Consider the following 21243-nt stretch of genomic DNA (forward strand, 5'->3'; position numbering starts at 1 on the left):
GTGTATGATATATTATGTTTGCTATTTTATTTTTAGTTTTTTCGTGACGCGTATTAATATAATCACGCTAATAGTGATTCACTTATTATTCATATGCTGAATGTACTATTGAGAACCAATGTGTAGCCACTCTCCCGGGGATGAATGAGCCCGGTGTGCAGAAAAAATGTTCAGGTGATGAATAAAAACGCGCTACTGCGCGTTAACACTATGTACACCTACTGTGCATTCACCCTGGAGCAAAATATGAAAACCTTCGCCACCGTCCGCTATCTGGCCGTTCCGGTGCTGTTATTGTTCCTGCATGCCCCACAAGCGCTGGCTATGGGCAATAATAGTACTAATAGTAAAACGCCTGACTGTCCTTCCGGACAGGTGTATGACAGCACCACCCAGAAATGCGTGCCTGATAAAAGCAGCAGTCTTAGCGATCAGGACAAAACTAACTATGCCTACCATCTTGCTAAGAAAGGGGAGTATCAGGCGGCATTAAACCTTCTCAACACCCTGAAAAATAGCAATACGGCAGAAGCCTGGAATTACCGGGGGTACGCCACCCGCAAACTGGGCCGCACGGATGAAGGGATTGGGTATTATCAGCGCTCTCTTGCCCTGAACCCTAACTATGCCAAAGCGCGTGAGTATCTGGGTGAAGCCTGGATGGTAAAAGGACGCCCCGATCTGGCGAAAGAACAGCTGAACGTTATCGCCGGTATTTGTGGCCAAACCTGTGAGGAATATCGTGACCTGCAGGCTGCCATTAACGGACATCCGGAATCCTGAGTTCAACCGTGAGGGTCGTAAAATCACAACCAGTGACGTTCGCCAGCAGCTTGCCGCACACCTCACGCGCCTTTGGCGCTACGGCCTGGTGTTGTCGCATAATCGTGATACGGCGGAAGAACTTGTCCAGTCAACCTGCGTGCGCGCGCTCGAAAAGAGCGCGCAGTTTACGCCGGGCACGCGCATCGACAGGTGGCTGTTTTCTATTCTCCACTCAATATGGATTTCCGACCTGCGTGCGCGTCGGGTTCGCATGGGGCAGGGATTTGTGGAAAGTGACGATCTGGAGGCTCCAGACACGCGTGACCAGGACGATGACAGCCTGCGTTTTCGGCAAATTATGCTGCGGGTTAATGCGCTACCAGAAGCGCAGCGTAATACCGTGTTTTTAGTCTATGTCGAAGGGTTTACCTATCAGGAGGCGGCAGAAACCTTATCGGTACCCGTCGGCACGATTATGAGCCGGTTAGCCACCGCGCGTGCCACGCTGGCAAGGTCGTTTGACCTGCCGCCCTCTGCACAGGAGAAACGCTCTTGAAACCGATTCGTTTTGCGCCCCCGTATAACGACGATGCCATTGTCACCTGGCTGGATGGCGAGATGGAGAGTGAGGATGCACGTCAGTTTGAACAGTGCCTGCGCGGTGACACGCAACTGTCTGCACGAACCGCCGAATTGATGAAAAGCCATCAGGATTATAAAAGTGCCTTTGCGTCCTGGCTGAACGATGCCCCGCTTGCAAGAATGCAGGCCAGGCTGGAGCAACATCTTGCGGAGCACCCTGAACCACGCGCAAGCGTTAGCCGCCGCGCATTGATTGCCGCTTCACTGAGTTTTTTGGTCTTAGGAAGCGGTCTGGGATATCTGGTGCGCCCGGCATCAGAAAAACAGGATGAAAACGAGCAGATTCGTGATCTGGAGGCGCAATACATGTCGCTTTACAGTGCTGAAACGCTGGTGGATGTCGACAGTGGGGCCGCGTTACTCCAGAAAGGGTTGACCCGTACGATGCAGGATTTAGGGTTACAGCTCAATGAACAGCAGCTGATGCTGCCAGGTGCAGAGCTGAAAATGGTGCGTATTCTGCGGTATGAACGAACCTCTATTGCGCAGATTGCCTGGCTTCACAATGATTATGGCCCGATGGCGCTGTGCATCTCCGCAACGGAGCAGGGGAAAACCACACCCGTTCAGGCGGAAAAACGGTACAACATGAACATTGCCTGGTGGAACAGTCGGGGTCATCAGTTTGTCCTGATTGGACGTAACCCCGCATCACAACTGCAGGAGACCGCGCAGGCGTTATTGCGCATGATTGGTTGATTCGCGCCCGGGCCGGGCCTGAATATCAATATTGATCGCAATCCGGTCATCAACAACCAGGGCAAAGCGATCCATGTTAAAAGACGCGCGCGAGATAGCCGTAGTGGCATGGAGCGCTAAAAATGCCAGGTTATGCTCTTTGAGCATGACATCCAGAATCACCGGCCGTCGTATCTCTCTCACGTTCAGTGTGCCAAATACCCGAAAATGATCCTTTTGCAGCGTAACTACCCGGTCACTGATAAAGATGATTGTCGGGTAGCGTGCAGCATCAAAAAACATATCGCTTTTGAGTTGCCAGGTGAGCAGACTATTGGATGCCACCAGTGTGGCTACGGGGATCGTGACATGGATCTGGTCGTTGAATTCGTTCGCTGGATCGAGGATGACATCGCCCGTAACCCCTTTGAGCCATGCCTGCGAGAGTATGCCACCGAACGCGCGCCAGGAGAGCACAATTCCTGTTTTTTGCTGGTCAATGGCATAGCGGACAGGGGTTGCATTCACCATCGGGCTAAGCAATATCACAATCAGCAGAGCGATATTACGCATCATCTAAGCATCTCCATCATTCAGGCATTGTATTAACGCCTGACGCAGAGATTTTATTCGCCGCGTAATATCCGAACCGGCCCGTCGGGCCGGTCCAGGGTTCAGACAATGTGAACAATATCAACGGAGATTTCAACGGCCGGGGTGCTACCGCGATTTTCCAGCCAGTGAATCGTGTTGTGATCTTCAGGCCAGCCCACGCCCGGGCCATAGTCTGTTGCAATGCCATTTCGGTGATCGGTAATGGTGCCCTGTAAAATGTAGACAGTGCCGGGACGATCAACATGGTTATGTACCGGGCCAAACACACCACCCGGATCGATAGTGACCTTACGCATACGAAGCTGACGGCCTTCCATCCCGGCAATTTCAGGGCCCAGGTCAATGCTGGCAAGAAGCTCAACGGTGACGCCACGGGTTTCAGGTGCGACTTCCTTAATGTTCATCTGCGTGTACCTCTCTTCAGGGAATGAAGAATATGCGGTCTTCACGCTTTTATTTTAGCGTTTCCGGTTGGTATGGAAGGAGGACAGGGGAGGGAAATAAAAAAGGCCGCTTGCGCGACCTTTCGGAGGGGTTATTCAGTGACTTTCTTTTCCAGCTCAGCGGCACCCTCTTTGGCCTTATTCCAGCCTTTTTCTGCACTGGCTTTGGTTACGTCCCAGCCTTTCTCGGTACCCTCTTTGGTTTTATGCCAGGCTTTCTGGGAATCTTCGCTGACCTTGCCGCCAAAGCTTTCGCTTTTACCTTCTGCGGCATGCTTTTGTTTCAGCTTCAGCTCTTCACCTTTGTTCTGTTCTTCATGCAGCTTTTGCTTCGCCGTGCTGGCGTGCGCGTTCGCCGTGGCGACGGTATCGTCGGTTGCATGTGTGGTCGCCGCAAAAACAGGAGAAGCCAGCAGAACGGCAGATAATGTGATAATTGTTTTTTTCATCATTTATCCTCAATTAACGTTTTCGTGTTATGAGCGTGATTAAGGATGACATGCGAAATGCGCGGGTGGCTTTAGGAATAGACTGTAAGTGAAGCAGAACGCCACACAGCATGATATTTAGTGACTGGAGGATGTCAGGGGCTGTACAAGTATTGTATCTTACCGTCAGTAACAAAAACTCTTTGCTCAGGAATATGTTATGTTTTCTGGATTGCTGAAAATGCTGCCAACATTTCGAAAGGACAATGTCAAAGACACTGAAAGTCCTTTGAACTATGATGACCTGATTTTTCTGGATGCTGAGACATTGGCTGAAGAAGGGATTGCCGGGGCTTATCAACGCTTGCTGCCTGAGTTAAAAAAACATATCCGCAATCCCGCTCAGATTTATGAGTATATTGATTCTGAAATCCAAGAATACAAAGTGTCGTGTAATGGAGAGGAGTTCACTATATATTCTGCAGAAGTCCCTGGTTCTGAAGAGGAAAGTTGGGCAAGAGCAACATATTCTCTCTTCGTTATTGTTAACGCTCAACTTTGTGACTCAGAGATTACGTTTTTTGCTATTGATGCTGACAACAGTCTTTCAGGGATGTTTTTAACCGAGCAAGAAGCAATGGCTGCGCGAAATATCATAAAAAGCGAAGTTGACTGGCCTTATATTCCAACGCTCGATGCTCCTTTTTATGGACAATATCACGAGGGGAAATCTGCGGGTTGTATGTCGCAGTAAGCGGTTGCAGGGACTTCTGGATAACCCGGTGTCGGATTGTAAGCACACCTGTTTTAGTTCCACGCACTTTTTGAGATTTCCGGTTTTTCAGCCATCAGCCAGTACTCTTCCGGTGTCAGGTTATTCAGGGACTCATGTGGTCGCTCGCTGTTATATTCCATCAGCCAGCGCCCAGTAATTTCCCGTGCTTCATTTAGTGTCCTGAACAGATAAAAATCCAGGATTTCTGTCCGGTATGTCCGGTTGAACCGTTCGATAAAAGCATTCTGTGTTGGTTTACCCGGCTTGATAAATTCGAGTTGCACGCCATGTTCTTCGGCCCATTGTGCCAGCGCCAGTGAGACCAGTTCTGGCCCGTTGTCCATCCGCATCTTCAGCGGGTAGCCGCGGTTTGCCACGATCCTGTCCAACACCCGGATGACTCGCTGAGCCGGGATATTCAGGTCGATTTCTATCGCCAGTGCTTCGCGGTTAAAATCATCCACCACATTGAAGGTCCGGAAGCGTCTGCCGCAGAGCAGCGCGTCGTGCATAAAATCGATGGACCAGCTCTGGTTTAACGCTTGCGGCGTCGCCAGTGGTGCCGGGTTACGCACTGGCAGACGCTGTTTTCCCTTGCGACGAAAATTCAGTTTCAGCAGGCAGTAAATCCGGTGAACGCGTTTATGGTTCCAGGTATTGCCCTGCCTGCGCAGCAGCTGGAACAGCTTCTTAAAACCATATCGCGGATAGCGTTCTGCCAGTTCAGTCAGTGCATGGATCACCGGTTCATCACGCCGGGTATCGGGCCGATAAAAATACACCGTCCTGCTCAGCGATACTGTCCTGCAGGCCTGGCGTAAACTCATGGCAAATTGCGCTGTCAGATAGCTGACGAGTTCACGCTTTATCGCTGGTTTTAAAGCTTTTTTTCGATGACGTCTTTAAGTGCCCGGCACTCAAGACTGAGATCAGCAAACATCTGTTTGAGGCGTCGGTTTTCGTCCTCAAGATCTTTCATCTTTTTGATATCAGAGGCTTCCATCCCACCGTACTTTGCTTTCCAGTTGTAGTACGAGGCTTCAGAAATCCCTGCTTCGCGGCAGACATCCTTGACGGTACGTCCGGCTTCAACAGACTTCAGGACAGCGATGATCTGGTGCTCAGTGAATCGGGCTTTACGCATGGCGATCTCCTCAGGGAATACAATCAGTATGTCGGAAGATCTCTAAAAGTGAGTGGTTCGTTTTACCGGGATACTTACACGTTAGCCTTGGAATTAGGGTAACAAGAAGCCAGAACAGATGCGTCGAGAGCATAGCGAAAGTCTCAATAGGCTTGTGAGTAATAGCAAAAACCGTCCACTAGTATCAGGCAACTCAGTTGAGTGAGACCAGTGTAGTAATAGCGATCAATAATTGTTCATTTACTAGCTTGATCTTGCTATGCTCGAACAACAAACCCTTTAAATCTCTCAATCTTGAAATGGAGTTCCAAATGATTGCATCTATACTTGCTAACGAATATGTAAGTGCCTTTGGTTATTTAGTTGGTGTCGTTTCTGGTGTTATTGCCATATATCAAACTGTGCAAGTTTCTAAGAAAGATAATGAAATTAAACAACTCAATATAACAATTAATGAGCTAAATTCGCAGATTACAACTATTACCACAAACAAAAATACTATTAGTCAAGGAGAGCGCTCTCAATATTTTCAAGAAAATAACGGCCCTGTTAATATTGATAATCGGGGGTAGTTATGTCTTCAGGTGTAAGTTTTAAGGATAATCTTGGGCCGGTGCTCATAAATAATCAGCCAAGAGTCTTGAGGGCAAGTGTTATTGGGAAGTTGATTGAGATCATTTCCAGTTCTGAAGGCGGTGGACAAAGCTTAAGAAGGACTGCGTCAGAAATTAACGTTAAGATTTCATTCAATGACCTGAAAAGAAATCGATGGATAGCAGAGTTGTATAAAGAAGATGCATTGCTGGTCGATAATTCTGTCAAGACTTTAGATAGTATAATCTATCAGGGCAGCGTTAAGCTAAAAAGGCAATTTAGGAATTATTATAATGCAGCATTAGGACGATATGGCCTGTTTGAAAAGCCCTATGATATGAGCATCATAAAGGTAAACTCAGATAATATTGTAGATGAGGTGGTTTTCTCTGCTCAAGAGACTGTTAATTCTTGCTCTGAGTTAGGAACGGAATTTTTACAAGAGGACATTGATTACGGGATTCGTATGATTGTGAGCTATTCAATTATTGAATGCATCGTATTGGAGAATCCTAATGATTACAATTGATACAGACCCTAAAGCAAATCCCATATATATCGGTGGGTTGATTCTGCGGATTTTTCTGGCCAATGATTCAAGGGTTATTGATATTACTCATTTGTATGATATGGTCAATGAGTTACTGGAATTATCTTTTGATCTTTTTCTTTACTCATTAGACTGGCTCTTTGTCATTGGTTCGGTTCATTTAGACGGAAATGGAGGTGTTATCTATGCGGCTCAATAAACTTACTATATTAAAAAATAATAAAGTCGTGAGAGTGATTGAATTTAAGAATGGTTTGAATTTAATAGTCAATAAACGAACCTCTGGCAAGGAAAGTGGTAATAGCGTTGGTAAATCAACCTTGTCACGTGTCCTAGATTATTTATTTATGTCTTCAGGTCATGATATTTATCATGATGCTGAGTTTGGAAAGGATATTCCTGAAATAGTTTCGCTAATCAATGAAAGTGTTTTATTGTTTAAATTAGATTACAACACAGTAGAAAATAAAAAAGCTAGTGTCTCAAGAATAATTTCTACAGATGAGAAAAGTTCAAAGTATCTTGTAGATGATATTGAGGTTGACAAGAAAGAGTATTCAGATTTTGTTTCAAGGTCAGTCTTTGGGTTAACAACCGAAAAGCCATCATTAAGAAATGTTTCGCATAAATTTATTAGAAATACGAATGAAAAAATGCAAATGACTCTTAATTTCCTACATGGTAACACTACAGCTGATGCTTATGATTTACTGTATTTATTCTTGTTTGGTTTCAATGGCTTGCCACTTATAAAAAAGAAAGGTGATTATAATAAAGAAATTAAAAAGCAAAAGACATATTTAGCTGCATATAGAAATCCCCATAGAGAAACTGTATTATCAAAAATGATAAAACCTCTTAGGAAAGAAATATCGGAGGCAGAAAAAAGCATCAAGAACTTTGATTTTAAAGATAGCCACGATGATAGTTTGAAAAAATTATCGCAAATACAGACTGTTATTAGTGATTTTTCTTTGAAGTATGCCGAGTTAAACATGCGAGTGAAGAATATTGAAGAATCAATTTTTTCACTTCAAAATAATATAACCCAGGCTGTAGAAGATGACTTAATTGACATATATCATTCGGCCGGTATTTATTTTAAAGATGAGCTCAAAAAATCATATGAGGAGATGGTTTTATTTCATAATGATGTTATCAGTAATAAAATTACTTTTCTTGAGTCGGAATTATCAAAGAAAAAACAGGAAATCGATCACGTTAATCTAGAAATAAATAGTCTACATGAATTAGAATCCTCATTGTTTAAAACCATTAAAGAACCTGAAACCCTAAAGTCTATCAATCAACTTTACAGCAGATTAACTGAATTGCGCGAGAATTACGCGAGTATAGAGTCCAATCTTACGCGTATTAATGAAACCAACGCTAAAATAAAGTCGTTAGAGGATAGCCGCGAAGAGTTGCTTTTGGAAATTGACTCAGCAGTTAAAGGGTTAGAAAAAAACATCGAGATTTTTAATGAGTTCTTTGGAGACTTAACGAAAGAGATATATAACGAAAGATATATTTTTGATTTGTCCTTTGATAAGGATAAAGGAAAGTGTGATTTTGATATATCTTGTGTTACTCCAAATAGCAATGGAGGTAAAAAGAAAGGAGAGATAACAGCATTTGATTTAGCGTATATTAAATTTGTTGACAAAATAAAATTGAAAAGGCCAACCTTTATTATTCATGATAGTATTGAAGATGTCGATGTAAATCAAATTAGAGATATCTTTGCAGAAGCTAATGCGATTAATGGGCAATATATTGTTTCCATCTTAAGTGATAAATTCTCTGACAAGGCGGATTTAAAGTTGATGGAGGATAACTCGATCCTTGAGCTATCATCAACTAATAAATTCTTTAAAGTGTAATTAGGTGGGTTTTATTCGATAAACAAATTCTCCCCACCATATCATGAGTTCACTTCTTTTATTTAAGTACGTTGAGCGATTATAAGCTCTTCGTACTTCATTTTTATCACTATGAGCTAGTGCAGCTTCTATAACATCGGCATTGAACCCAACTTCATTCATAGCTGTGCTTGCAATTGAACGCAATCCATGTGCTACAAGTTTTCCACCGTAACCGATACGCTTAAGTGCAGCATTAGCCGTTTGGCTATTCATTTGTTGCCTTGGGTTATTCCTGCTTGGAAATACATAATCTCTATGAGCACTGATAGGCTTCATGACTTCGAGAATCTCTAATGCCTGAGGTGAAAGAGGGATAATATGCTCACGCTTAGCCTTCATCCGTTCCGCAGGAATTGTCCAAAGTTTTGTTTCAAGATCGATCTCTGCCCATCGCGTACCACTAGCTTCTGATGGACGCACAAGGGTTAGGAGTTGCCACTCAATGAGACAGCGAGTTGGAACCGATAAGTTTGACATGACCAAAGATCGCATCAACTTTGGCAATTCTTCTGGTCTCAACGTGGGCATGTTTTGCTTTTTCGGTCGCTCAAAAGCCATACCTACGCCTGATGCAGGATTCGCATCAAGCAAGCTAGTATTTACCGCGTAAATCATAATCTCATTAATACGCTGTACCAGACGACGAACGGTCTCCAGTGCTCCACGCGCTTTGATTGGCTCCAGCGCTTCAATGATCGTTCTGGCTTTAATCTCCTGAACTGGTATCTCACCAATAGCTGGGAACACGTCTTTATCTAAAGAGAGCCAAATGTCTTTTGCATAATCCGGTGTGACACTTTTGCTCTTTAGTTGGAACCAATTGGAAGCAACTACAGAGAAAACACTGTCCACCTCTATTTGGCGCTGTTCTGAAACCATTTCTTGTTGCTGTTGAGGGTCTATACCTTGTGCTAAAAGGGATAGATGTTGATCGCGTATTTGACGTGCGGCTGCGAGTGTCAGGGCAGGGTATGCGCCAAGGCTCAGATTTGTTCGGTTAACACTGTTTGGCCGCTGGTAGCGAAAACGCCAAAGCTTTTTACCCGAGGTTTTGACGAGTAAGAAAAGGCCGTCTCCATCGTGCAGGGTAAAGTCTTTTTCGCGGGGTTTAGCTTTAAGAATTTCATTGTTAGTGAGGGGGAGTGTGATGCGCGCCATGTCTGGATTCCTTCCATAATTGGTACACGTTTATTGGACCACAGTATAACGTGTACCTAAACGTGTACCAATTTTTACTGGATTCAGGCGGATCGTCTCGGACGATTACAAACACAAAAAAGCCCGCAGGGCTTGCGCCGTGCGGGCTTTCAGGACTTCTACGGATGACTCTGGAATCATCTTCGAAGGATTTTGGTGGAGCTGGCGGGAGTTGAACTCGCGTCCGAGAAGTGTTTAACTCATTGAAAATAAACAATTCTGTCACTGTGACAGGCCTCAGGTGCATTTTACGTGCATATTGAGGTCTGTCTAACGTCCTGATTCTGTCCAACATTTTGAAATATTTCCCCCGCTACAGCGCGGCTGAAATCGCGGTTTTACCGTCATATTCAGCCAGGTATTTACCGTAGTTGCGGAATATCATTTCAGGCCCTTTGTGGCCCATTTGTCCTGCAAGCCAGAAGAGGTTAACGCCCTGGCTAATATGCTTGGTGGCGAATGTGTGCCGCGTCTGGTACGGGTTACGATAGCGCACGCCAGCTTTTTTCAGGGTCGGCACCCATGCTTTTTTTCGGATAGCGTCGGCGTTCGCCCAGGGTTCTCCCGTTTTCGGGTCGCTGAATATGAACTCACTTTTCATAAAGGTGTATTGCTTCTGCGCCTGCAGGGCCGCCAGCGCCTCACTGTTCAGCTCCACCTTACGGGTACCGGCTTTTGTCTTGGTGCCTTTAAGTACCCCTACGACACTGGCCGCCTGAACGTGGGCTGTGTTCGCGATGGTGTCGAGATCAGGCCAGCGCAGCGCGCACAGTTCGGAGCTCCGCAGACCGGTATTGAAAGCAAAGCGGAACAGGTTTTCCCATTCCGGGTACCTGCAGCTCTGGTAAATGGCGAGGGTTTCCGCTGGCGTGAACGGGTCAACCTCGTAATCGTCGGCGCTCGGGCTGCTGTCGATCACGTGGTACCGGCTTGCGCTGACGAGGGTTACCGGGTTAATGGTCAGCAGGCCATCCGTAACAGCTTCATCGATGGCGCTGCGCAGAAACGAAAGGTTATTCCTGGTCGTTTTCAGCTTTGTTTTTCGGCTGGCTATCCAGTTTTTAAGGACCGCTGGCGTCAGTTCTGACACGTGGAGTTTATGCAGAGCTGACAGCGCCGACAGGCATTTTTCATAACCGTTGATAGTCGACGGGGACAGGTTGCGGTTCTGGCAGATTTTCAGGTACTCGTCCAGGTAAGACTTTATATTTTTGGTTTTCTTTACTACCCCGAAAAGCTCCAGCTTTTTGGAGTTTGGGAAGTATTTCGCATAATCGAATGTGCCACTGACGATCTGGTTTTGTATCTCCCCGAGCAGGCGCTCGGCGTACTTCACACCGCGCGCGTTTGCTTCCATTTTGGAGAGGGGCTCCCGGCACAGAACCCCTTTGTATGTGAAAGTGATAACCAGAGTGTCGCCAGTTTTATGCTGGCGGATAGTTACTCCTCTTGGGAGAGATAATGATCCTTGTTCTTTCTTGCCCACTTTGAAACCTCCGTTAAGTCAATCCAGCGTTCTTTAACGCCATCGACTTTTAATACATGTACTCCCTCCTTCCATAACCCCCTTTGTATCCGTTTGTTAACGGCTTCTACCGTTTCCCCCGCGTCCCTGCAGTACGTAGAAAGGGGTACACAGTCAAGACTCATGACTGACCTCCCGCCCGAAAGCCTGGGCATTTTCCAGTTCATTAGCTGCATAAATCAGGGCGTTGTGATGTGAGCGAAAACCACCATCGAGTTCGCGAGCAGCTCTGTCGCGCAAGATGTCGATCGCTGACTGATAATCTTCACCCACAGGGGCTGTTTTCATCGTTTCAAGCTCGATAATCTGCCCATTTTTATACATATCCATCAGCAATCCGAATTGTGAACGAGCGGACACGATCAACATGTACCGAATGCTATTTGCGAACATATTGGTGTCTTCATCGTGAAGCAGATCCTCAACGTCATTACCTCCAGTGTTTTGGAATAACGTAAGGTACGGGCGCATCCATTCAGGTACGGTATAAAGCTCTTTTGCTGATTTTCTCATTGTGCTGTCTCCTTTTCAGCTTCAATAATGCTGTCGACCATCATCATCAGAGAGCCGGCCATGTCGTCGTAGTCGGTCCATGCGCTACTTTCGAAGAACTGAGCAGCGACTACCGGCGCGAGCTGACTTACAAGATACTGGCGATAAGTCATGCCCTGAGGAGAATCAGTGCGAGGGCATGGGTAAGCTGGTTGTTGTCCCGTTTTCATACTCAACTCCCGAAATCCATCAAAAATTTGTACTCAATCAGCGAGCCGAACACGACGGCCACCAACAACAGGCCAAACAGCAGGGAAAGGAAGAATGCTTTCATTTTCTGTCCTTCAGTTTGCTGTATCGTTCATGGCTCATTACTTCCCAGTTCTGGCCGCCATCTCGGGACAGCAGCCGCCAGCGGCGATTAACCTTCAGGCTCAGGTTTCCGGAGCCGTGCATACGGCAGGGATGAATCCGCCTGGCTCTGAACTGGCGGAGGACATGGACCGCCTGCAGGTGCACCCACTCAGGAATTCGTATCGCTGTCAGGGCCATTGTCCTTCTCTCCTGCAGGTGGGGTGATCGTGTAACCGGCTTGTTCAGCCATCCATAAAAAAGTCTCCAGCGATGCTGTAACCTCGCCGTTCTGAACCGGGCGCGCGTGGATAACTTTCCCGTTCTCGATTGTCAGCACGATATTTACTGGTTCGTGCGTGATAATTGGTGTCTGATCACTCATGGCTTGTCTCCGCTGTGACTGATTTTTGTTTCTTGGCAAACTCGACCAGCTCAGCAATGAGATCGTCGATTAATGCCTTTCCGCTTTCTGTCAGGAACTCACCGCTGCCATTCACATCTACGGCGTTGCTGTAAATTCCTCTGATGGCTTTTACGCCGTCGATATTCCCGTATTCACTGAGAGCCAGCTTTTCGAATCGTCTCAACAGACCATCAAGTAGTATTTCTGTTAATTCGACGGTGTTTATTCCCCCCTTAGGCATATTAATAATGATGCAGGTGCTTCCGGTTTTACGCTGGTGGCGTAATAACGCGGCTTTAAGTATTCGGCGCCGATATGTTTCTATTAATTTATCCATTGCGCTGTTCTTCCTCCAAACTCATAACTATTTCTTCCTCCTTTTCCGTCCATCCGTGAATCTCAGCGGCCAGGTCATAAACCAGAGCACATAGAGTTTTAAGTTGAAATCGGTCGAGCTTGTCGTGATATTCATATAATGTTTGCGACAAACCAGATAACTGTTCTGCTTTGATATTCACGCCCTGAATATCCTGCCTTTTTAAAATGCTCATAATTACCGTCCATATGCTTTTTTAAGGTAAAGTCGGGCGATTACCTCATAACCGCAGGCCGCATAAAGGCATGCTGATCTATACGCCGTTTTATCTTTGATGAAAGTCATACGAAGCGCCTCACAGCTAAAGATGCGACTACTCTTCCGTGAATACGTATGTCTTTTTGCTCACCGACATTAAGCGTGAAAGTTTGGTAATGGAGATTGTCAGAAATAATCTTTAGTGCCCCGTCCGGCAAGGGTTCTATTCGCTTGATGAACAGGCAGTTACGGCCAAAAACATCGCCCGTAAAAACATAGATTCCGGGGGTAAGAACGCGGCCTCCACAATCAACGAAAGCTACAATCTCACAGGGTTCGATAGTCGGCTGCATTGAATCACCTTCCATCCTGCAGCTCTTAACTCTGTTTCCAAAATCATTAATATTGTCTGAGCCGAAAAGCATTTGTGGTGTTTTAATTGGCTCGTTGAAAGAAAGTGAATTTTGCATTTTCATTTCCTCAGGGTGAGTTTGGTCACGCCAGTTAAGGCGTTATATTTATTTCTATATTTATTTAATCAATGATCTAGCGGAAAACATATTTTTAATATCAGGATGCTCATCAATTATTTTTTTAGCTTCATCACAGGCATCATCATAGCTTTTGAAAAAATCAACTAATACGAAATAGTTTTCATATCTTTGGTAAATCGCAAATTCTATCCCATCGATAAGATTGGTGATAAATTCGTAATTAGCATCGCCCTGATAGGGTTGCGCTGTTTTTAAATATACCCAATGGCTTCTGCTTTCTTTGATTTTTTTATGAATATCAAAGTGCCTATTACCCGTTACCACTTGTGGATCTCTTTTCATTTCTCTGGCTCCGTCACTTGCCGATGAAATGAATAATACTAGATGTTTTAGTATCTGCAATACTAAAAGTATAGTTTTGTGGCGAGTATGTGCTTACTTATTGAAATGTAAAGAAATAAAAAAAACCTGTCAGGAGGACAGGTTTTGTACTGTTAGTAGCTTAATCAGAGCCACATCATAGCTTGAACAACGACACCTATGATCCTGCAATTGCCGTTGATTGGAATGAGAGGATATTGAGGATTCAATGGCTTGAGATAGGTTTTCCCGGCGTCAATTACCAGTTTTTTAAAGGTCGCTTCGTTTGCGTCGGTAAGCTTGGCAACTACTAAACTCCCATTGATTGGTTCTTTACCTGTATCGACTAAAACGTACATACCTTCAGGAATGCTCATACCGACAGGAGAAGTCATTGAGTCACCCTGGACTTTCAACCAGAATCCTTGACCTTCAATGTGTGCATCGGAATCGTACCATTCATCAATGTCTTTGAGGGTGTACGGTTCTATAGCCTCACACCATGCCCCTGCACTTACCCAGCTAATGAGCGGGTATGTCCCACGTGGTTTGGCCGGGCCATGATAAGTAACGTTTGATACCTGAGATAACAGCTCAGCTTCTTTAGCAAGAGCTGGGCTGAAACTCGAAATCGGCTCATGAAGCAGTTTCGCAAACTTAGCTGCAACTGGAAGATTCAGTGGGTTTCTACCGTTCAGGTAATGACCGACAGCTCCCTGAGAAATGTCCAGTTCGTCGGCCATATCAGCTTGGGTGATGCCCAATTCTTTTTTCTTCGAGTCATACAAGGCCTTAAGGCGCGCTGCGTCTTGAAGCTGTTCTGTCGTCAATCTGCTTTTCTTTTCCATAGCCTGATTTAATACCAAAAGTTTGATTATGTCTCCTACCTATAGTACCCTTCATTTTAATACTTTTAGTAGTATTTAATCGTAGAGGACGTATGAACCAGATTACTCTTAAGGAATACGTGAAAGAGCACGGCCAGGTAAGAGCTGGCGCAGCGCTCGGAGTAACGCAAATTGCCATAAGCAAAGCATTAAGAGCCGGTCGGGAAATCTTTGTTGTGATTTCTGAGGAGGGGACTGTTTCAGCTTTTGAAAACAAAGCATTCCCATCTAAGCGGCGAAGCGATGAAACCAGAGCCTGAGTTACTCAGCATCTTACCTTCAGATTTTAGCCATGCGGATGCCGAGTGGATTAAGCAGCAGTTACTTAGCCTGACACCAACTGCACGACAAAAAGCTATCCAGCGTTATGCAGCTGTGTATCAGGAGACGTTCGAGGCCGAACCCGTTTCATACCGCAAGGAGAACCGGGCAAGGCATGAAGCAAACACAAGGCTTCGCCTGTTTGTGAGAAATCAGGGCAGAGCTTTACAGGGGTATACCGCCGAACCTCCCCTGGCTGGAACGCAATCGCGATCCTGATTGTTTCGGGTTTAAAGGTACCCGAACAGAAGCAGGCTTAAAGGTGCCTGTTCAGGTTGGCAACCAACTGACCCAACTCCTCATATGTACTAGGGAAGTAGTACGTTTTTATGGGGAAGAGGGAAAGGGGGGTAAGGGGGGATTGGGTGTAGGGGCAGGAATAGGGTCTTTTCCAACAGGAGAGATCCATTGGTTAAGTAGATCACTGTCTTAGAGGCGCAATTAAAAAAACGCCCGTATCAGCAAGGTAGTACAAGGCGCTCAGGCGCTGAGAAACGAAAAGGGTTCTTCCTGGAAGAGTGATTTTTCAGAGGAGCTGAATCAGAAGGGAGGCTGGCAGCCTTTGGGGAGGCCACCAGCCATGTGAGGGGGAATCCATGAAAACCACATCACAAAATTATTATCTCATCAGCACGGGAGCTGCACAATGGAGCTGACGATCACGCCGAATTTTGCACAGGAACGAGCGCTAAACATGTTGCGCCGTGACTGGAAGGCAAACGACACCTTCATGGTGTATTCGCCAACCGGTAGCGGTAAAACGGGTTTGGCCGCCTTCATCGTTGCCGGGTTTGTCAGCCGTGGTATGCGCGTCCTGTTCTGTGCACCGTACACCATCCTGATCGGTCAGACGGCTAATCGGTTCGTGGAGTATGGATTACCGGGGGATGAAATCGGTTATATCTGGGCGGATCACCCGAACTACGATCCGGACCGGAAAATTCAGATTGCCAGCGCCGACACGCTTATTCGTCGTGTTTTTCCTGAAAATATTGATTTGCTGATTATCGACGAAGCACACCTGCGTAAAAAACGCATCCTCAAGGATATCGAACGTCTGCGCGGCAAAGGCGTAAAGGTGATTGGCCTGTCGGGAACTCCGTTTTCCCCGTTCCTTGGCAAATACTATGACCGACTGATTAAACCGACCACCATCGGCGAGTTAATCCAGCGTGGCGATCTGAGTAAATACGAATTTTACGCGCCAACTAAGCCGGATCTGAAAGGAGTTAAAACCAAAGCATCGCTTGAGTACGGGAGCGATTACAACGAAACGCAGCTGGCTGAAATCATGTGCGGCTCTACGCTGGTGGGCGACATCGTACAGAACTGGCTGGAGAATGGCCGGGATCTGCCTACCATCGCTTTCTGCGTCAACGTAGCCCACGCCAATTACCTGACAATCCAGTTTAACTTGGCGGGTGTTAACGCTGAGGTAATGACCGCCGACACTCCAGTGGATGAGCGCCAGACCATCATTCACCGCTTTGAAACCGGTGCAACGAAAATCATCGTTAGTGTGGGCGTTCTGGTGGCCGGCTTCGATAGTGACGTTCGTTGCATCATCTACGCCAGGCCAACAAAAAGCGAAATTCGCTGGCTGCAGGCGCTCGGGCGTGGCCTGCGCACCGCACCGGGTAAAGAGTCCTGCCTCATCTTCGATCACAGCGGCACCGTGCACCGTCTGGGTTATCCGGATTCAATCGAGTACGACGATCTTCCCGGTAAGTCTGACGGCATGGAGGAAAGCGCGCGCCGCGCAGCTGAGGAACGGGCCGAAAAGCTGCCACACGAATGCTCTCAATGCCATTACATGAAGCCAGCTGGCGTCTATGTATGCCCGAAATGTGGGCATAAGCCGCTGGGCGGTGAGGACGTCGATACCGACACCGGCCGCAAACTCAAAAAGCTGGGTAAAAACCAGCATCAACCCACGAAGGCAGAGAAACAGGCCTGGTGGAGTCAGATCAAATTCTATCAGCGCCAGCGCGTATCGCAGGGGAAAAAGCCCGTCAGCGATGGCTGGTGTGCAAATACTTTTCGCGAACGGTTTGACGAGTGGCCTAACGGGTTGAGCGATTTCCCGATGGAGATCACGCCGACCGTCTCTAATTTCATCCGGCACAAATTGATTGCGTATGCGAAAGGGCAGGAGAAGGCCAAGCGTCTGCAGGAGGCATTAGGCACGGCAGCCCCATCCTCAGTACAACAAGCACAGAAAGCGATTAGCGATATCAAACAGCAGTTAGGAAAACGAGCATGAAGACGGCAGAAGCGGCAAAAGGTCAATGGGCAATGATTTTTGAGCACTTCGGGTTACCTCCCATTAATGCCAGAAATCACTTTAAAGGCGAATGTCCGGTATGTGGTGCGCGGGGAAAGCTGCGTATTGATGACCGGGACGGCCGGGGAACATGGATCTGTACCTGCGGCAGCGGTGACGGAATGAAGCTTGTCACTCTGACACAAGGGAAGCCATTCAATGAAATTTGCAGGGAAATAGACCAGCTGATTGGTAATAACTTTACCCGCGAAGCGTTCCCGCGCACTTCAGATGCAGTAAGTGCCCGTGATCGGGTTCTGTCCAAATTTTCGAAACTGGTCAACCTGAAAGGAACTACCGGGGCGGATTATCTGCAGGCCAGGGGAATTTATCAGCTCCCTCAAGAGGCGGTAAAGTTCAATGATAAACAACGCTACGGCGGTAAGGTTTACCAGTGTCTGTATTCACTCGCAACTGACGACAAAGGCGAGCTTTGCTATCTGCACAGAACCTTACTGGACGGCAATCAGAAAGCCCAACTAAGGGATTCTGCCGGAGCGAAGCGCCAGAAATCTCTTCAGGACGAAAGCTATCTGGATCATGCCCGTTCAGTCGCTATTCGCATGTTCCCGGTAGCGACGACCCTCGGAATTGCCGAGGGTATCGAAACGGCTCTTTCCTGCAAGCAGCTGTACAACGTTAACACCTGGGCCACCATGACCAGCGGATTCATGAAGAAATTCCGTGTTCCTGCAGGTGTGAAAAATTTGATTATTTTCGCAGATCGAGACGTAAACAGTGCCACCGGATTGGCTGCGGCCACGGAATGCGCCCATGCCAACTTACTGGCAAAAAATGACCTGGAAAAAATCAGCATCTACTACCCGGATAACGGGGATTTTAACGACATGCTCATGAACGGCGATCAGGTTCGTGAGGTGGTTTTCTTCAAGAAAAAGGCGGCTGCGTAATGCGTACTGATAACAACGAACATAAAGCACTATTCACCATCCCGACGGCAGCGCACAGCTCCGCCCTCTCAAACATCAAGCCTCTGCCCGAGCAACGGAGAATCACCGGGCATAAGCAGACTGATGCTTATCTTTGGGTGCTGGAGGTTATCCGTCAGAACGAACCCGCACATCTGGACGCAGCCGAAGCCGCGCTGGAGAAAATTGAAATCACCCCAAAAGAGGCCGAGAAACGTTATGCGGGTTATCTGTTGGCGAATGGTGGCGATCCTTTACAGGTTGCCTTCGGTACAATCGGTATGGGTAATCCGGCACAGGCAATCAAGAACGCCCGGGAGAATATCAAAAAAGCAGCATCAGTCAGGGCTACTTTCGGCAACTATGAGGCAGCGCTCGAAGATGTTGAAGCTGAGAGAGTAATCAAGTCTTCCCCGAAATTTATCGGCGATCACCGTTGGGGATGGACTCCGGCCGAGAAGAAAGCTGGCAGCATTAACGGCAGCCGTATGTATGAAATTGATGATCAGCGTCGGGCATTTGTTGATGGATATCGCGATGTGTTGCCTGAGCCTTTTACGCTGTCCGATGTTGTTCGTGAATTTATTTACTGGGACTGGCTCTATAGCGTTCGCCACACTTCAAGCCAGGAGCTGAGCGATGAATTTGGTTACTCAGAGCATCACGAATCCGTATATGACCGCGAGCGCTACCTTGAAAAATTGCTGGCAACCATCAAACCCGTGACGCGAGCTGAAGCTATCGAGGTATGTCGCTGGTTCCTTGAAAGTGAAAAGGGCCAATACATGGAGAACCACGGCGCCGCGGTGATTCTTAACCTGGTAGGGGAGTGTGAAGAATGAAACTGGAGGCATCACTAAAACACTTTAGCCCTCAGGGAATGCACATCAGCGACGACGTGAAAGGAACCTCTCCGGATCGTATCACCGGCACTGATGTTATGGCGGCCATTGGTACCACCAGCAGCCGAGCGCGGTTTGGTCTGGCTGCCTTCTTTGGTAAAACCGGGATCAGCAAAAGCGATGAGCAGCTGGCTGTACAAGCTCTGGCGCGTCATGCAATGGAATCAGCGCCCAGGAATGTACGCAAAGCTGCAGCAGGCGAGTTTGGCTGGTGTATGCTGGTGCTCGCACAATTCGCCTTTGCCGAATACTCCCGTTCAGCGGAAACCAGCGTGAAGTGTCACAGCTGCAGCGGCAGCGGATTAACCTCTCAGTATGAGGATGTGATCAAACATCCTGGAGTCTTCAACTCTGACGGAATGGAAATCGTACCACCGAAAATCAAGCACGAACTGGTCAAGCGTAAATGCGCGGCATGTAACGGTAAAGGTGAGCTGCTGGCCCGATGCCGCTGCGGCGGAAAAGGTGAGGTGCTCGATCGTAAAGCCACAAGCGAGCGCGGCGCGCCGGTATTTAAAACCTGCGAGCGCTGCAGCGGAAATGGATTTTCTGGGGTGCCGTCTACTGCAGCCTATAAAGCGATACTGAAGCGAGTTCCAGATCTGCACGTCAGAACGTGGACCCGTAACTGGAAACCGTTTCTGGAGGGGCTTGTCGACGTCTGCTACAGAGAAGAACAAAAAGCAGACTCGGCGTTTCAGGACGCAACTAGCTTTCGTGATGATATGAACAAAATTTAGCATATTAGCCACATTAAGCTTGATTTTGTCCGAACTTGTCGTGTATGCTTCGAATCGTAGGTTATTGCGCCTACACGAAATCAAACCCGCCTCAGAGCGGGTTTTTTATTGCTGTCTATTATTGACATGGACTGGCGCGCCCATGTAGATTTGGCTTATCAACAGGTTTGGGAATGAAGAGGCGGCTCCCAAAAGTTAACCGCCAAGTTGGTAACTTCGACTCGATAATTAGTCTGGGACTCCAACCATGTCGGCTGAGAGGTCGACATCTATTTCTTTTTCGGAAGCGGGTATTTCAGCCTTACTGGTTTTGTTTCTATATCTCTAGGTCCCCTAGTTTTGTCATAAAAGTACCATATATTGAACTTCCTTTCGGTATGCCATGTGTCATGCTGCAAATGGGGCCACCCCAGATAAGAAGCAACATTGTTAGACACCTTGAGCTTTGTTTCAGATGATGCCTTGCCTTGATAGGCACACATTACAGCCCCTAAGAAAAAATCGGCAATCTGTATATTTTCAGATGCTTTAGAGTCTTTTGTGACAACACTACTGATTATCCCTTGGCGGCCATATTTGATGTTTAACACGTTATTGGCAATAACATGGAATTCTTCATCTGCTTTTTTGTAGCGAGATGCAATTGGGTCAACTTCGATTCTGAAGTTACTGTCTCGTTCTGGATGGGCTGATATAACAGAGCCAATTTTTGTTGATATGAGATTGGTGAAATGCTTTCTCCTAGCTAAATCATAATCGCCATTGTGAAATGATTTATTAACCATTGATTTTTCGACCACTATACAGTGAAAAGCTAACCACGGAACCTTGAAGAAGACATCAATTAGTTCGTGATAAAAGTCAGAGTAACGCTTAGAAGAAGCTTTTTGCCATTTGATTTCTTCGAAGAAGGAATGCTTCTCTCTGAGATTCCTGATTAGTTGCGCAAAATCACCACGCCGTTGATATTTCATCCAAAGGCTGCCAAATCCATAGAATCGCTGACCGTCAATACCTGACTCGTCGCAAGCAATATGCCATATCAATTTCCCAGGATGTTCATTTTCAGCCATAAAGTAGATGCCACATGGTTATAGTGAAGCGTAATATTTAATCACACATATAACGTGTTGATAAAGATCGTTTTATGCTTGGCGTGGCGGTTTGGCTTATGTATCATTTC

The 21243-nt window shown here is 46.7% G+C and carries 31 protein-coding genes; 14 read left to right on the forward strand and 17 right to left on the reverse strand.

Annotated features, from left to right (window positions below; all coding sequences use genetic code 11):
• Positions 1 to 246: 246 nt before the first annotated feature.
• Genes ACHHZ6_RS11040 through ACHHZ6_RS11050 form a run of 3 tightly spaced genes read left to right on the forward strand, consistent with a single transcriptional unit; the run spans position 247 to position 2106 of the window.
• Positions 247 to 783: a tetratricopeptide repeat protein gene (locus ACHHZ6_RS11040; protein WP_182274563.1), complete on the forward strand. Its 537-nt coding sequence runs from the start codon at positions 247 to 249 to the stop codon at positions 781 to 783.
• Positions 743 to 1321, forward strand: a complete 579-nt coding sequence (locus ACHHZ6_RS11045; RefSeq protein ID WP_182272376.1) for a sigma-70 family RNA polymerase sigma factor — start codon at positions 743 to 745, stop codon at positions 1319 to 1321. Before ACHHZ6_RS11040 ends, ACHHZ6_RS11045 begins: the two co-directional genes overlap by 41 nt.
• Positions 1318 to 2106 (forward strand): anti-sigma factor family protein, encoded by a 789-nt coding sequence (locus ACHHZ6_RS11050; protein ID WP_395122217.1) that lies wholly within the window; start codon positions 1318 to 1320, stop codon positions 2104 to 2106. The genes ACHHZ6_RS11045 and ACHHZ6_RS11050 overlap by 4 nt, the downstream gene beginning before the upstream one ends.
• Here the strand turns inward: ACHHZ6_RS11050 and ACHHZ6_RS11055 are convergent.
• The 3 genes from ACHHZ6_RS11055 to ACHHZ6_RS11065 all read right to left on the reverse strand — a co-directional run bounded on the left by ACHHZ6_RS11055 (position 2086) and on the right by ACHHZ6_RS11065 (position 3592).
• Positions 2086 to 2661, reverse strand: a complete 576-nt coding sequence (locus ACHHZ6_RS11055) for a YceI family protein (protein ID WP_182272374.1) — start codon at positions 2659 to 2661, stop codon at positions 2086 to 2088. The two genes, ACHHZ6_RS11050 and ACHHZ6_RS11055, sit on opposite strands and share 21 nt — an antisense overlap.
• 98 nt (positions 2662 to 2759) lie before the next feature.
• The gene (locus ACHHZ6_RS11060; protein ID WP_196390406.1) at positions 2760 to 3104 is read right to left on the reverse strand and encodes a cupin domain-containing protein; all 345 of its coding nucleotides are present in this window, start codon (positions 3102 to 3104) and stop codon (positions 2760 to 2762) included.
• Between the two features lie 131 nt (positions 3105 to 3235).
• A complete protein-coding gene (locus ACHHZ6_RS11065) occupies positions 3236 to 3592 on the reverse strand; it encodes a hypothetical protein (RefSeq protein ID WP_395122253.1) in 357 nt (118 codons plus the stop codon).
• A 199-nt stretch (positions 3593 to 3791) separates the two neighbouring features.
• Between ACHHZ6_RS11065 and ACHHZ6_RS11070 the strand changes: the two genes are divergently transcribed.
• Positions 3792 to 4325 (forward strand): hypothetical protein, encoded by a 534-nt coding sequence (locus ACHHZ6_RS11070; RefSeq protein WP_395122218.1) that lies wholly within the window; start codon positions 3792 to 3794, stop codon positions 4323 to 4325.
• Between the two features lie 53 nt (positions 4326 to 4378).
• Here the strand turns inward: ACHHZ6_RS11070 and ACHHZ6_RS11075 are convergent.
• Positions 4379 to 5490, reverse strand: a protein-coding gene (locus ACHHZ6_RS11075) for an IS3 family transposase (protein ID WP_395122219.1) whose coding sequence is annotated in 2 segments (ribosomal slippage) — positions 4379 to 5229 and positions 5229 to 5490 — 1113 coding nt in all. Because the reading frame shifts where the segments join, the coding sequence is not laid out codon by codon here.
• Between the two features lie 311 nt (positions 5491 to 5801).
• Here ACHHZ6_RS11075 and ACHHZ6_RS11080 point away from each other — a divergent pair.
• Genes ACHHZ6_RS11080 through ACHHZ6_RS11095 form a run of 4 tightly spaced genes read left to right on the forward strand, consistent with a single transcriptional unit; the run spans position 5802 to position 8517 of the window.
• Positions 5802 to 6062 carry a hypothetical protein gene (locus tag ACHHZ6_RS11080; RefSeq protein WP_395122220.1) on the forward strand — a complete coding sequence of 87 codons (261 nt, stop codon included), beginning with the start codon at positions 5802 to 5804 and terminating at the stop codon, positions 6060 to 6062.
• Positions 6063 to 6064: 2 nt separating this feature from the next.
• Entirely contained in the window at positions 6065 to 6613 is a 549-nt protein-coding gene (locus ACHHZ6_RS11085; RefSeq protein ID WP_099823887.1) for a hypothetical protein, read from the forward strand.
• Positions 6600 to 6833, forward strand: coding sequence for an ABC-three component system middle component 6 (locus ACHHZ6_RS11090; protein WP_395122221.1), 234 nt, complete (start codon positions 6600 to 6602; stop codon positions 6831 to 6833). The genes ACHHZ6_RS11085 and ACHHZ6_RS11090 overlap by 14 nt, the downstream gene beginning before the upstream one ends.
• Positions 6820 to 8517 (forward strand): DUF2326 domain-containing protein, encoded by a 1698-nt coding sequence (locus ACHHZ6_RS11095; RefSeq protein ID WP_395122222.1) that lies wholly within the window; start codon positions 6820 to 6822, stop codon positions 8515 to 8517. Before ACHHZ6_RS11090 ends, ACHHZ6_RS11095 begins: the two co-directional genes overlap by 14 nt.
• Here the strand turns inward: ACHHZ6_RS11095 and ACHHZ6_RS11100 are convergent, their stop codons facing one another.
• From ACHHZ6_RS11100 to ACHHZ6_RS11155, 12 genes are all read right to left on the reverse strand, one after another.
• Positions 8518 to 9717 (reverse strand): integrase domain-containing protein, encoded by a 1200-nt coding sequence (locus ACHHZ6_RS11100; protein ID WP_395122223.1) that lies wholly within the window; start codon positions 9715 to 9717, stop codon positions 8518 to 8520.
• A 352-nt stretch (positions 9718 to 10069) separates the two neighbouring features.
• Complete coding sequence (locus tag ACHHZ6_RS11105) at positions 10070 to 11242, reverse strand: Arm DNA-binding domain-containing protein (RefSeq protein ID WP_284564269.1); 1173 nt, start codon at positions 11240 to 11242, stop codon at positions 10070 to 10072.
• Complete coding sequence (locus ACHHZ6_RS11110; RefSeq protein WP_000050710.1) at positions 11197 to 11406, reverse strand: hypothetical protein; 210 nt, start codon at positions 11404 to 11406, stop codon at positions 11197 to 11199. Before ACHHZ6_RS11110 ends, ACHHZ6_RS11105 begins: the two co-directional genes overlap by 46 nt.
• Positions 11396 to 11794 (reverse strand): hypothetical protein, encoded by a 399-nt coding sequence (locus ACHHZ6_RS11115; RefSeq protein WP_284564270.1) that lies wholly within the window; start codon positions 11792 to 11794, stop codon positions 11396 to 11398. Before ACHHZ6_RS11115 ends, ACHHZ6_RS11110 begins: the two co-directional genes overlap by 11 nt.
• A complete protein-coding gene (locus ACHHZ6_RS11120) occupies positions 11791 to 12003 on the reverse strand; it encodes a hypothetical protein (protein WP_060569199.1) in 213 nt (70 codons plus the stop codon). Before ACHHZ6_RS11120 ends, ACHHZ6_RS11115 begins: the two co-directional genes overlap by 4 nt.
• A gap of 100 nt (positions 12004 to 12103) precedes the next feature.
• Positions 12104 to 12325, reverse strand: coding sequence for a hypothetical protein (locus ACHHZ6_RS11125; RefSeq protein ID WP_112018797.1), 222 nt, complete (start codon positions 12323 to 12325; stop codon positions 12104 to 12106).
• Entirely contained in the window at positions 12297 to 12509 is a 213-nt protein-coding gene (locus ACHHZ6_RS11130; protein ID WP_023325728.1) for a hypothetical protein, read from the reverse strand. Before ACHHZ6_RS11130 ends, ACHHZ6_RS11125 begins: the two co-directional genes overlap by 29 nt.
• Positions 12502 to 12867: a hypothetical protein gene (locus ACHHZ6_RS11135; RefSeq protein WP_103142032.1), complete on the reverse strand. Its 366-nt coding sequence runs from the start codon at positions 12865 to 12867 to the stop codon at positions 12502 to 12504. The genes ACHHZ6_RS11130 and ACHHZ6_RS11135 overlap by 8 nt, the downstream gene beginning before the upstream one ends.
• On the reverse strand, positions 12860 to 13081 hold the full coding sequence (locus tag ACHHZ6_RS11140; RefSeq protein WP_182014130.1) for a hypothetical protein: 222 nt from the start codon (positions 13079 to 13081) through the stop codon (positions 12860 to 12862). The genes ACHHZ6_RS11135 and ACHHZ6_RS11140 overlap by 8 nt, the downstream gene beginning before the upstream one ends.
• Positions 13082 to 13187: 106 nt before the next feature.
• Entirely contained in the window at positions 13188 to 13574 is a 387-nt protein-coding gene (locus ACHHZ6_RS11145) for a helix-turn-helix transcriptional regulator (protein WP_395122224.1), read from the reverse strand.
• A gap of 60 nt (positions 13575 to 13634) precedes the next feature.
• Positions 13635 to 13940: a hypothetical protein gene (locus tag ACHHZ6_RS11150; protein ID WP_063201841.1), complete on the reverse strand. Its 306-nt coding sequence runs from the start codon at positions 13938 to 13940 to the stop codon at positions 13635 to 13637.
• A 164-nt stretch (positions 13941 to 14104) separates the two neighbouring features.
• The gene (locus tag ACHHZ6_RS11155; RefSeq protein WP_103142036.1) at positions 14105 to 14806 is read right to left on the reverse strand and encodes a LexA family transcriptional regulator; all 702 of its coding nucleotides are present in this window, start codon (positions 14804 to 14806) and stop codon (positions 14105 to 14107) included.
• Between the two features lie 92 nt (positions 14807 to 14898).
• On the opposite strand from ACHHZ6_RS11155, the gene ACHHZ6_RS11160 reads away from it, so the two are divergent.
• From ACHHZ6_RS11160 to ACHHZ6_RS11185, 6 genes are all read left to right on the forward strand, one after another.
• Complete coding sequence (locus tag ACHHZ6_RS11160; RefSeq protein WP_060569205.1) at positions 14899 to 15105, forward strand: Cro/CI family transcriptional regulator; 207 nt, start codon at positions 14899 to 14901, stop codon at positions 15103 to 15105.
• On the forward strand, positions 15089 to 15385 hold the full coding sequence (locus ACHHZ6_RS11165; RefSeq protein WP_063201834.1) for a hypothetical protein: 297 nt from the start codon (positions 15089 to 15091) through the stop codon (positions 15383 to 15385). The genes ACHHZ6_RS11160 and ACHHZ6_RS11165 overlap by 17 nt, the downstream gene beginning before the upstream one ends.
• 427 nt (positions 15386 to 15812) lie before the next feature.
• The gene (locus ACHHZ6_RS11170; RefSeq protein WP_395122225.1) at positions 15813 to 17429 is read left to right on the forward strand and encodes a DEAD/DEAH box helicase family protein; all 1617 of its coding nucleotides are present in this window, start codon (positions 15813 to 15815) and stop codon (positions 17427 to 17429) included.
• Positions 17426 to 18400 (forward strand): toprim domain-containing protein, encoded by a 975-nt coding sequence (locus tag ACHHZ6_RS11175; protein ID WP_032666054.1) that lies wholly within the window; start codon positions 17426 to 17428, stop codon positions 18398 to 18400. The genes ACHHZ6_RS11170 and ACHHZ6_RS11175 overlap by 4 nt, the downstream gene beginning before the upstream one ends.
• Positions 18400 to 19260: a helix-turn-helix domain-containing protein gene (locus ACHHZ6_RS11180; protein ID WP_395122226.1), complete on the forward strand. Its 861-nt coding sequence runs from the start codon at positions 18400 to 18402 to the stop codon at positions 19258 to 19260. The genes ACHHZ6_RS11175 and ACHHZ6_RS11180 overlap by 1 nt, the downstream gene beginning before the upstream one ends.
• Entirely contained in the window at positions 19257 to 20060 is an 804-nt protein-coding gene (locus ACHHZ6_RS11185; RefSeq protein WP_395122227.1) for an antitermination protein, read from the forward strand. The genes ACHHZ6_RS11180 and ACHHZ6_RS11185 overlap by 4 nt, the downstream gene beginning before the upstream one ends.
• Before the next feature lie 269 nt (positions 20061 to 20329).
• On the opposite strand, the gene ACHHZ6_RS11190 is transcribed toward ACHHZ6_RS11185, so the two are convergent.
• Positions 20330 to 21133 carry a DUF3800 domain-containing protein gene (locus tag ACHHZ6_RS11190; RefSeq protein ID WP_395122228.1) on the reverse strand — a complete coding sequence of 268 codons (804 nt, stop codon included), beginning with the start codon at positions 21131 to 21133 and terminating at the stop codon, positions 20330 to 20332.
• Positions 21134 to 21243 lie beyond the last annotated feature (110 nt).

The organism is Enterobacter cloacae complex sp. 2024EL-00214 (assembly GCF_043945575.1).
GTDB classification, from domain to species: domain Bacteria; phylum Pseudomonadota; class Gammaproteobacteria; order Enterobacterales; family Enterobacteriaceae; genus Enterobacter; species Enterobacter cloacae_P.

What these genes read in the sequence shown, in the direction of transcription:
- ACHHZ6_RS11185 (WP_395122227.1), top strand. Translation starts at nt 19,257, where the DNA reads ATGAAACTGGAGGCATCACTAAAACACTTTAGCCCTCAGGGAATGCAC.
- ACHHZ6_RS11190 (WP_395122228.1), bottom strand. Translation starts at nt 21,133, where the DNA reads ATGGCTGAAAATGAACATCCTGGGAAATTGATATGGCATATTGCTTGC.
- ACHHZ6_RS11070 (WP_395122218.1), top strand. Translation starts at nt 3,792, where the DNA reads ATGTTTTCTGGATTGCTGAAAATGCTGCCAACATTTCGAAAGGACAAT.
- ACHHZ6_RS11110 (WP_000050710.1), bottom strand. Translation starts at nt 11,406, where the DNA reads ATGAGTCTTGACTGTGTACCCCTTTCTACGTACTGCAGGGACGCGGGG.
- ACHHZ6_RS11175 (WP_032666054.1), top strand. Translation starts at nt 17,426, where the DNA reads ATGAAGACGGCAGAAGCGGCAAAAGGTCAATGGGCAATGATTTTTGAG.
- ACHHZ6_RS11055 (WP_182272374.1), bottom strand. Translation starts at nt 2,661, where the DNA reads ATGATGCGTAATATCGCTCTGCTGATTGTGATATTGCTTAGCCCGATG.
- ACHHZ6_RS11085 (WP_099823887.1), top strand. Translation starts at nt 6,065, where the DNA reads ATGTCTTCAGGTGTAAGTTTTAAGGATAATCTTGGGCCGGTGCTCATA.
- ACHHZ6_RS11095 (WP_395122222.1), top strand. Translation starts at nt 6,820, where the DNA reads ATGCGGCTCAATAAACTTACTATATTAAAAAATAATAAAGTCGTGAGA.
- ACHHZ6_RS11155 (WP_103142036.1), bottom strand. Translation starts at nt 14,806, where the DNA reads ATGGAAAAGAAAAGCAGATTGACGACAGAACAGCTTCAAGACGCAGCG.
- ACHHZ6_RS11150 (WP_063201841.1), bottom strand. Translation starts at nt 13,940, where the DNA reads ATGAAAAGAGATCCACAAGTGGTAACGGGTAATAGGCACTTTGATATT.
- ACHHZ6_RS11065 (WP_395122253.1), bottom strand. Translation starts at nt 3,592, where the DNA reads ATGAAAAAAACAATTATCACATTATCTGCCGTTCTGCTGGCTTCTCCT.
- ACHHZ6_RS11100 (WP_395122223.1), bottom strand. Translation starts at nt 9,717, where the DNA reads ATGGCGCGCATCACACTCCCCCTCACTAACAATGAAATTCTTAAAGCT.
- ACHHZ6_RS11115 (WP_284564270.1), bottom strand. Translation starts at nt 11,794, where the DNA reads ATGAGAAAATCAGCAAAAGAGCTTTATACCGTACCTGAATGGATGCGC.
- ACHHZ6_RS11040 (WP_182274563.1), top strand. Translation starts at nt 247, where the DNA reads ATGAAAACCTTCGCCACCGTCCGCTATCTGGCCGTTCCGGTGCTGTTA.
- ACHHZ6_RS11135 (WP_103142032.1), bottom strand. Translation starts at nt 12,867, where the DNA reads ATGGATAAATTAATAGAAACATATCGGCGCCGAATACTTAAAGCCGCG.
- ACHHZ6_RS11120 (WP_060569199.1), bottom strand. Translation starts at nt 12,003, where the DNA reads ATGAAAACGGGACAACAACCAGCTTACCCATGCCCTCGCACTGATTCT.
- ACHHZ6_RS11125 (WP_112018797.1), bottom strand. Translation starts at nt 12,325, where the DNA reads ATGGCCCTGACAGCGATACGAATTCCTGAGTGGGTGCACCTGCAGGCG.
- ACHHZ6_RS11165 (WP_063201834.1), top strand. Translation starts at nt 15,089, where the DNA reads ATGAAACCAGAGCCTGAGTTACTCAGCATCTTACCTTCAGATTTTAGC.
- ACHHZ6_RS11080 (WP_395122220.1), top strand. Translation starts at nt 5,802, where the DNA reads ATGATTGCATCTATACTTGCTAACGAATATGTAAGTGCCTTTGGTTAT.
- ACHHZ6_RS11130 (WP_023325728.1), bottom strand. Translation starts at nt 12,509, where the DNA reads ATGAGTGATCAGACACCAATTATCACGCACGAACCAGTAAATATCGTG.
- ACHHZ6_RS11160 (WP_060569205.1), top strand. Translation starts at nt 14,899, where the DNA reads ATGAACCAGATTACTCTTAAGGAATACGTGAAAGAGCACGGCCAGGTA.
- ACHHZ6_RS11145 (WP_395122224.1), bottom strand. Translation starts at nt 13,574, where the DNA reads ATGCAAAATTCACTTTCTTTCAACGAGCCAATTAAAACACCACAAATG.
- ACHHZ6_RS11180 (WP_395122226.1), top strand. Translation starts at nt 18,400, where the DNA reads ATGCGTACTGATAACAACGAACATAAAGCACTATTCACCATCCCGACG.
- ACHHZ6_RS11140 (WP_182014130.1), bottom strand. Translation starts at nt 13,081, where the DNA reads ATGAGCATTTTAAAAAGGCAGGATATTCAGGGCGTGAATATCAAAGCA.
- ACHHZ6_RS11170 (WP_395122225.1), top strand. Translation starts at nt 15,813, where the DNA reads ATGGAGCTGACGATCACGCCGAATTTTGCACAGGAACGAGCGCTAAAC.
- ACHHZ6_RS11090 (WP_395122221.1), top strand. Translation starts at nt 6,600, where the DNA reads ATGATTACAATTGATACAGACCCTAAAGCAAATCCCATATATATCGGT.
- ACHHZ6_RS11060 (WP_196390406.1), bottom strand. Translation starts at nt 3,104, where the DNA reads ATGAACATTAAGGAAGTCGCACCTGAAACCCGTGGCGTCACCGTTGAG.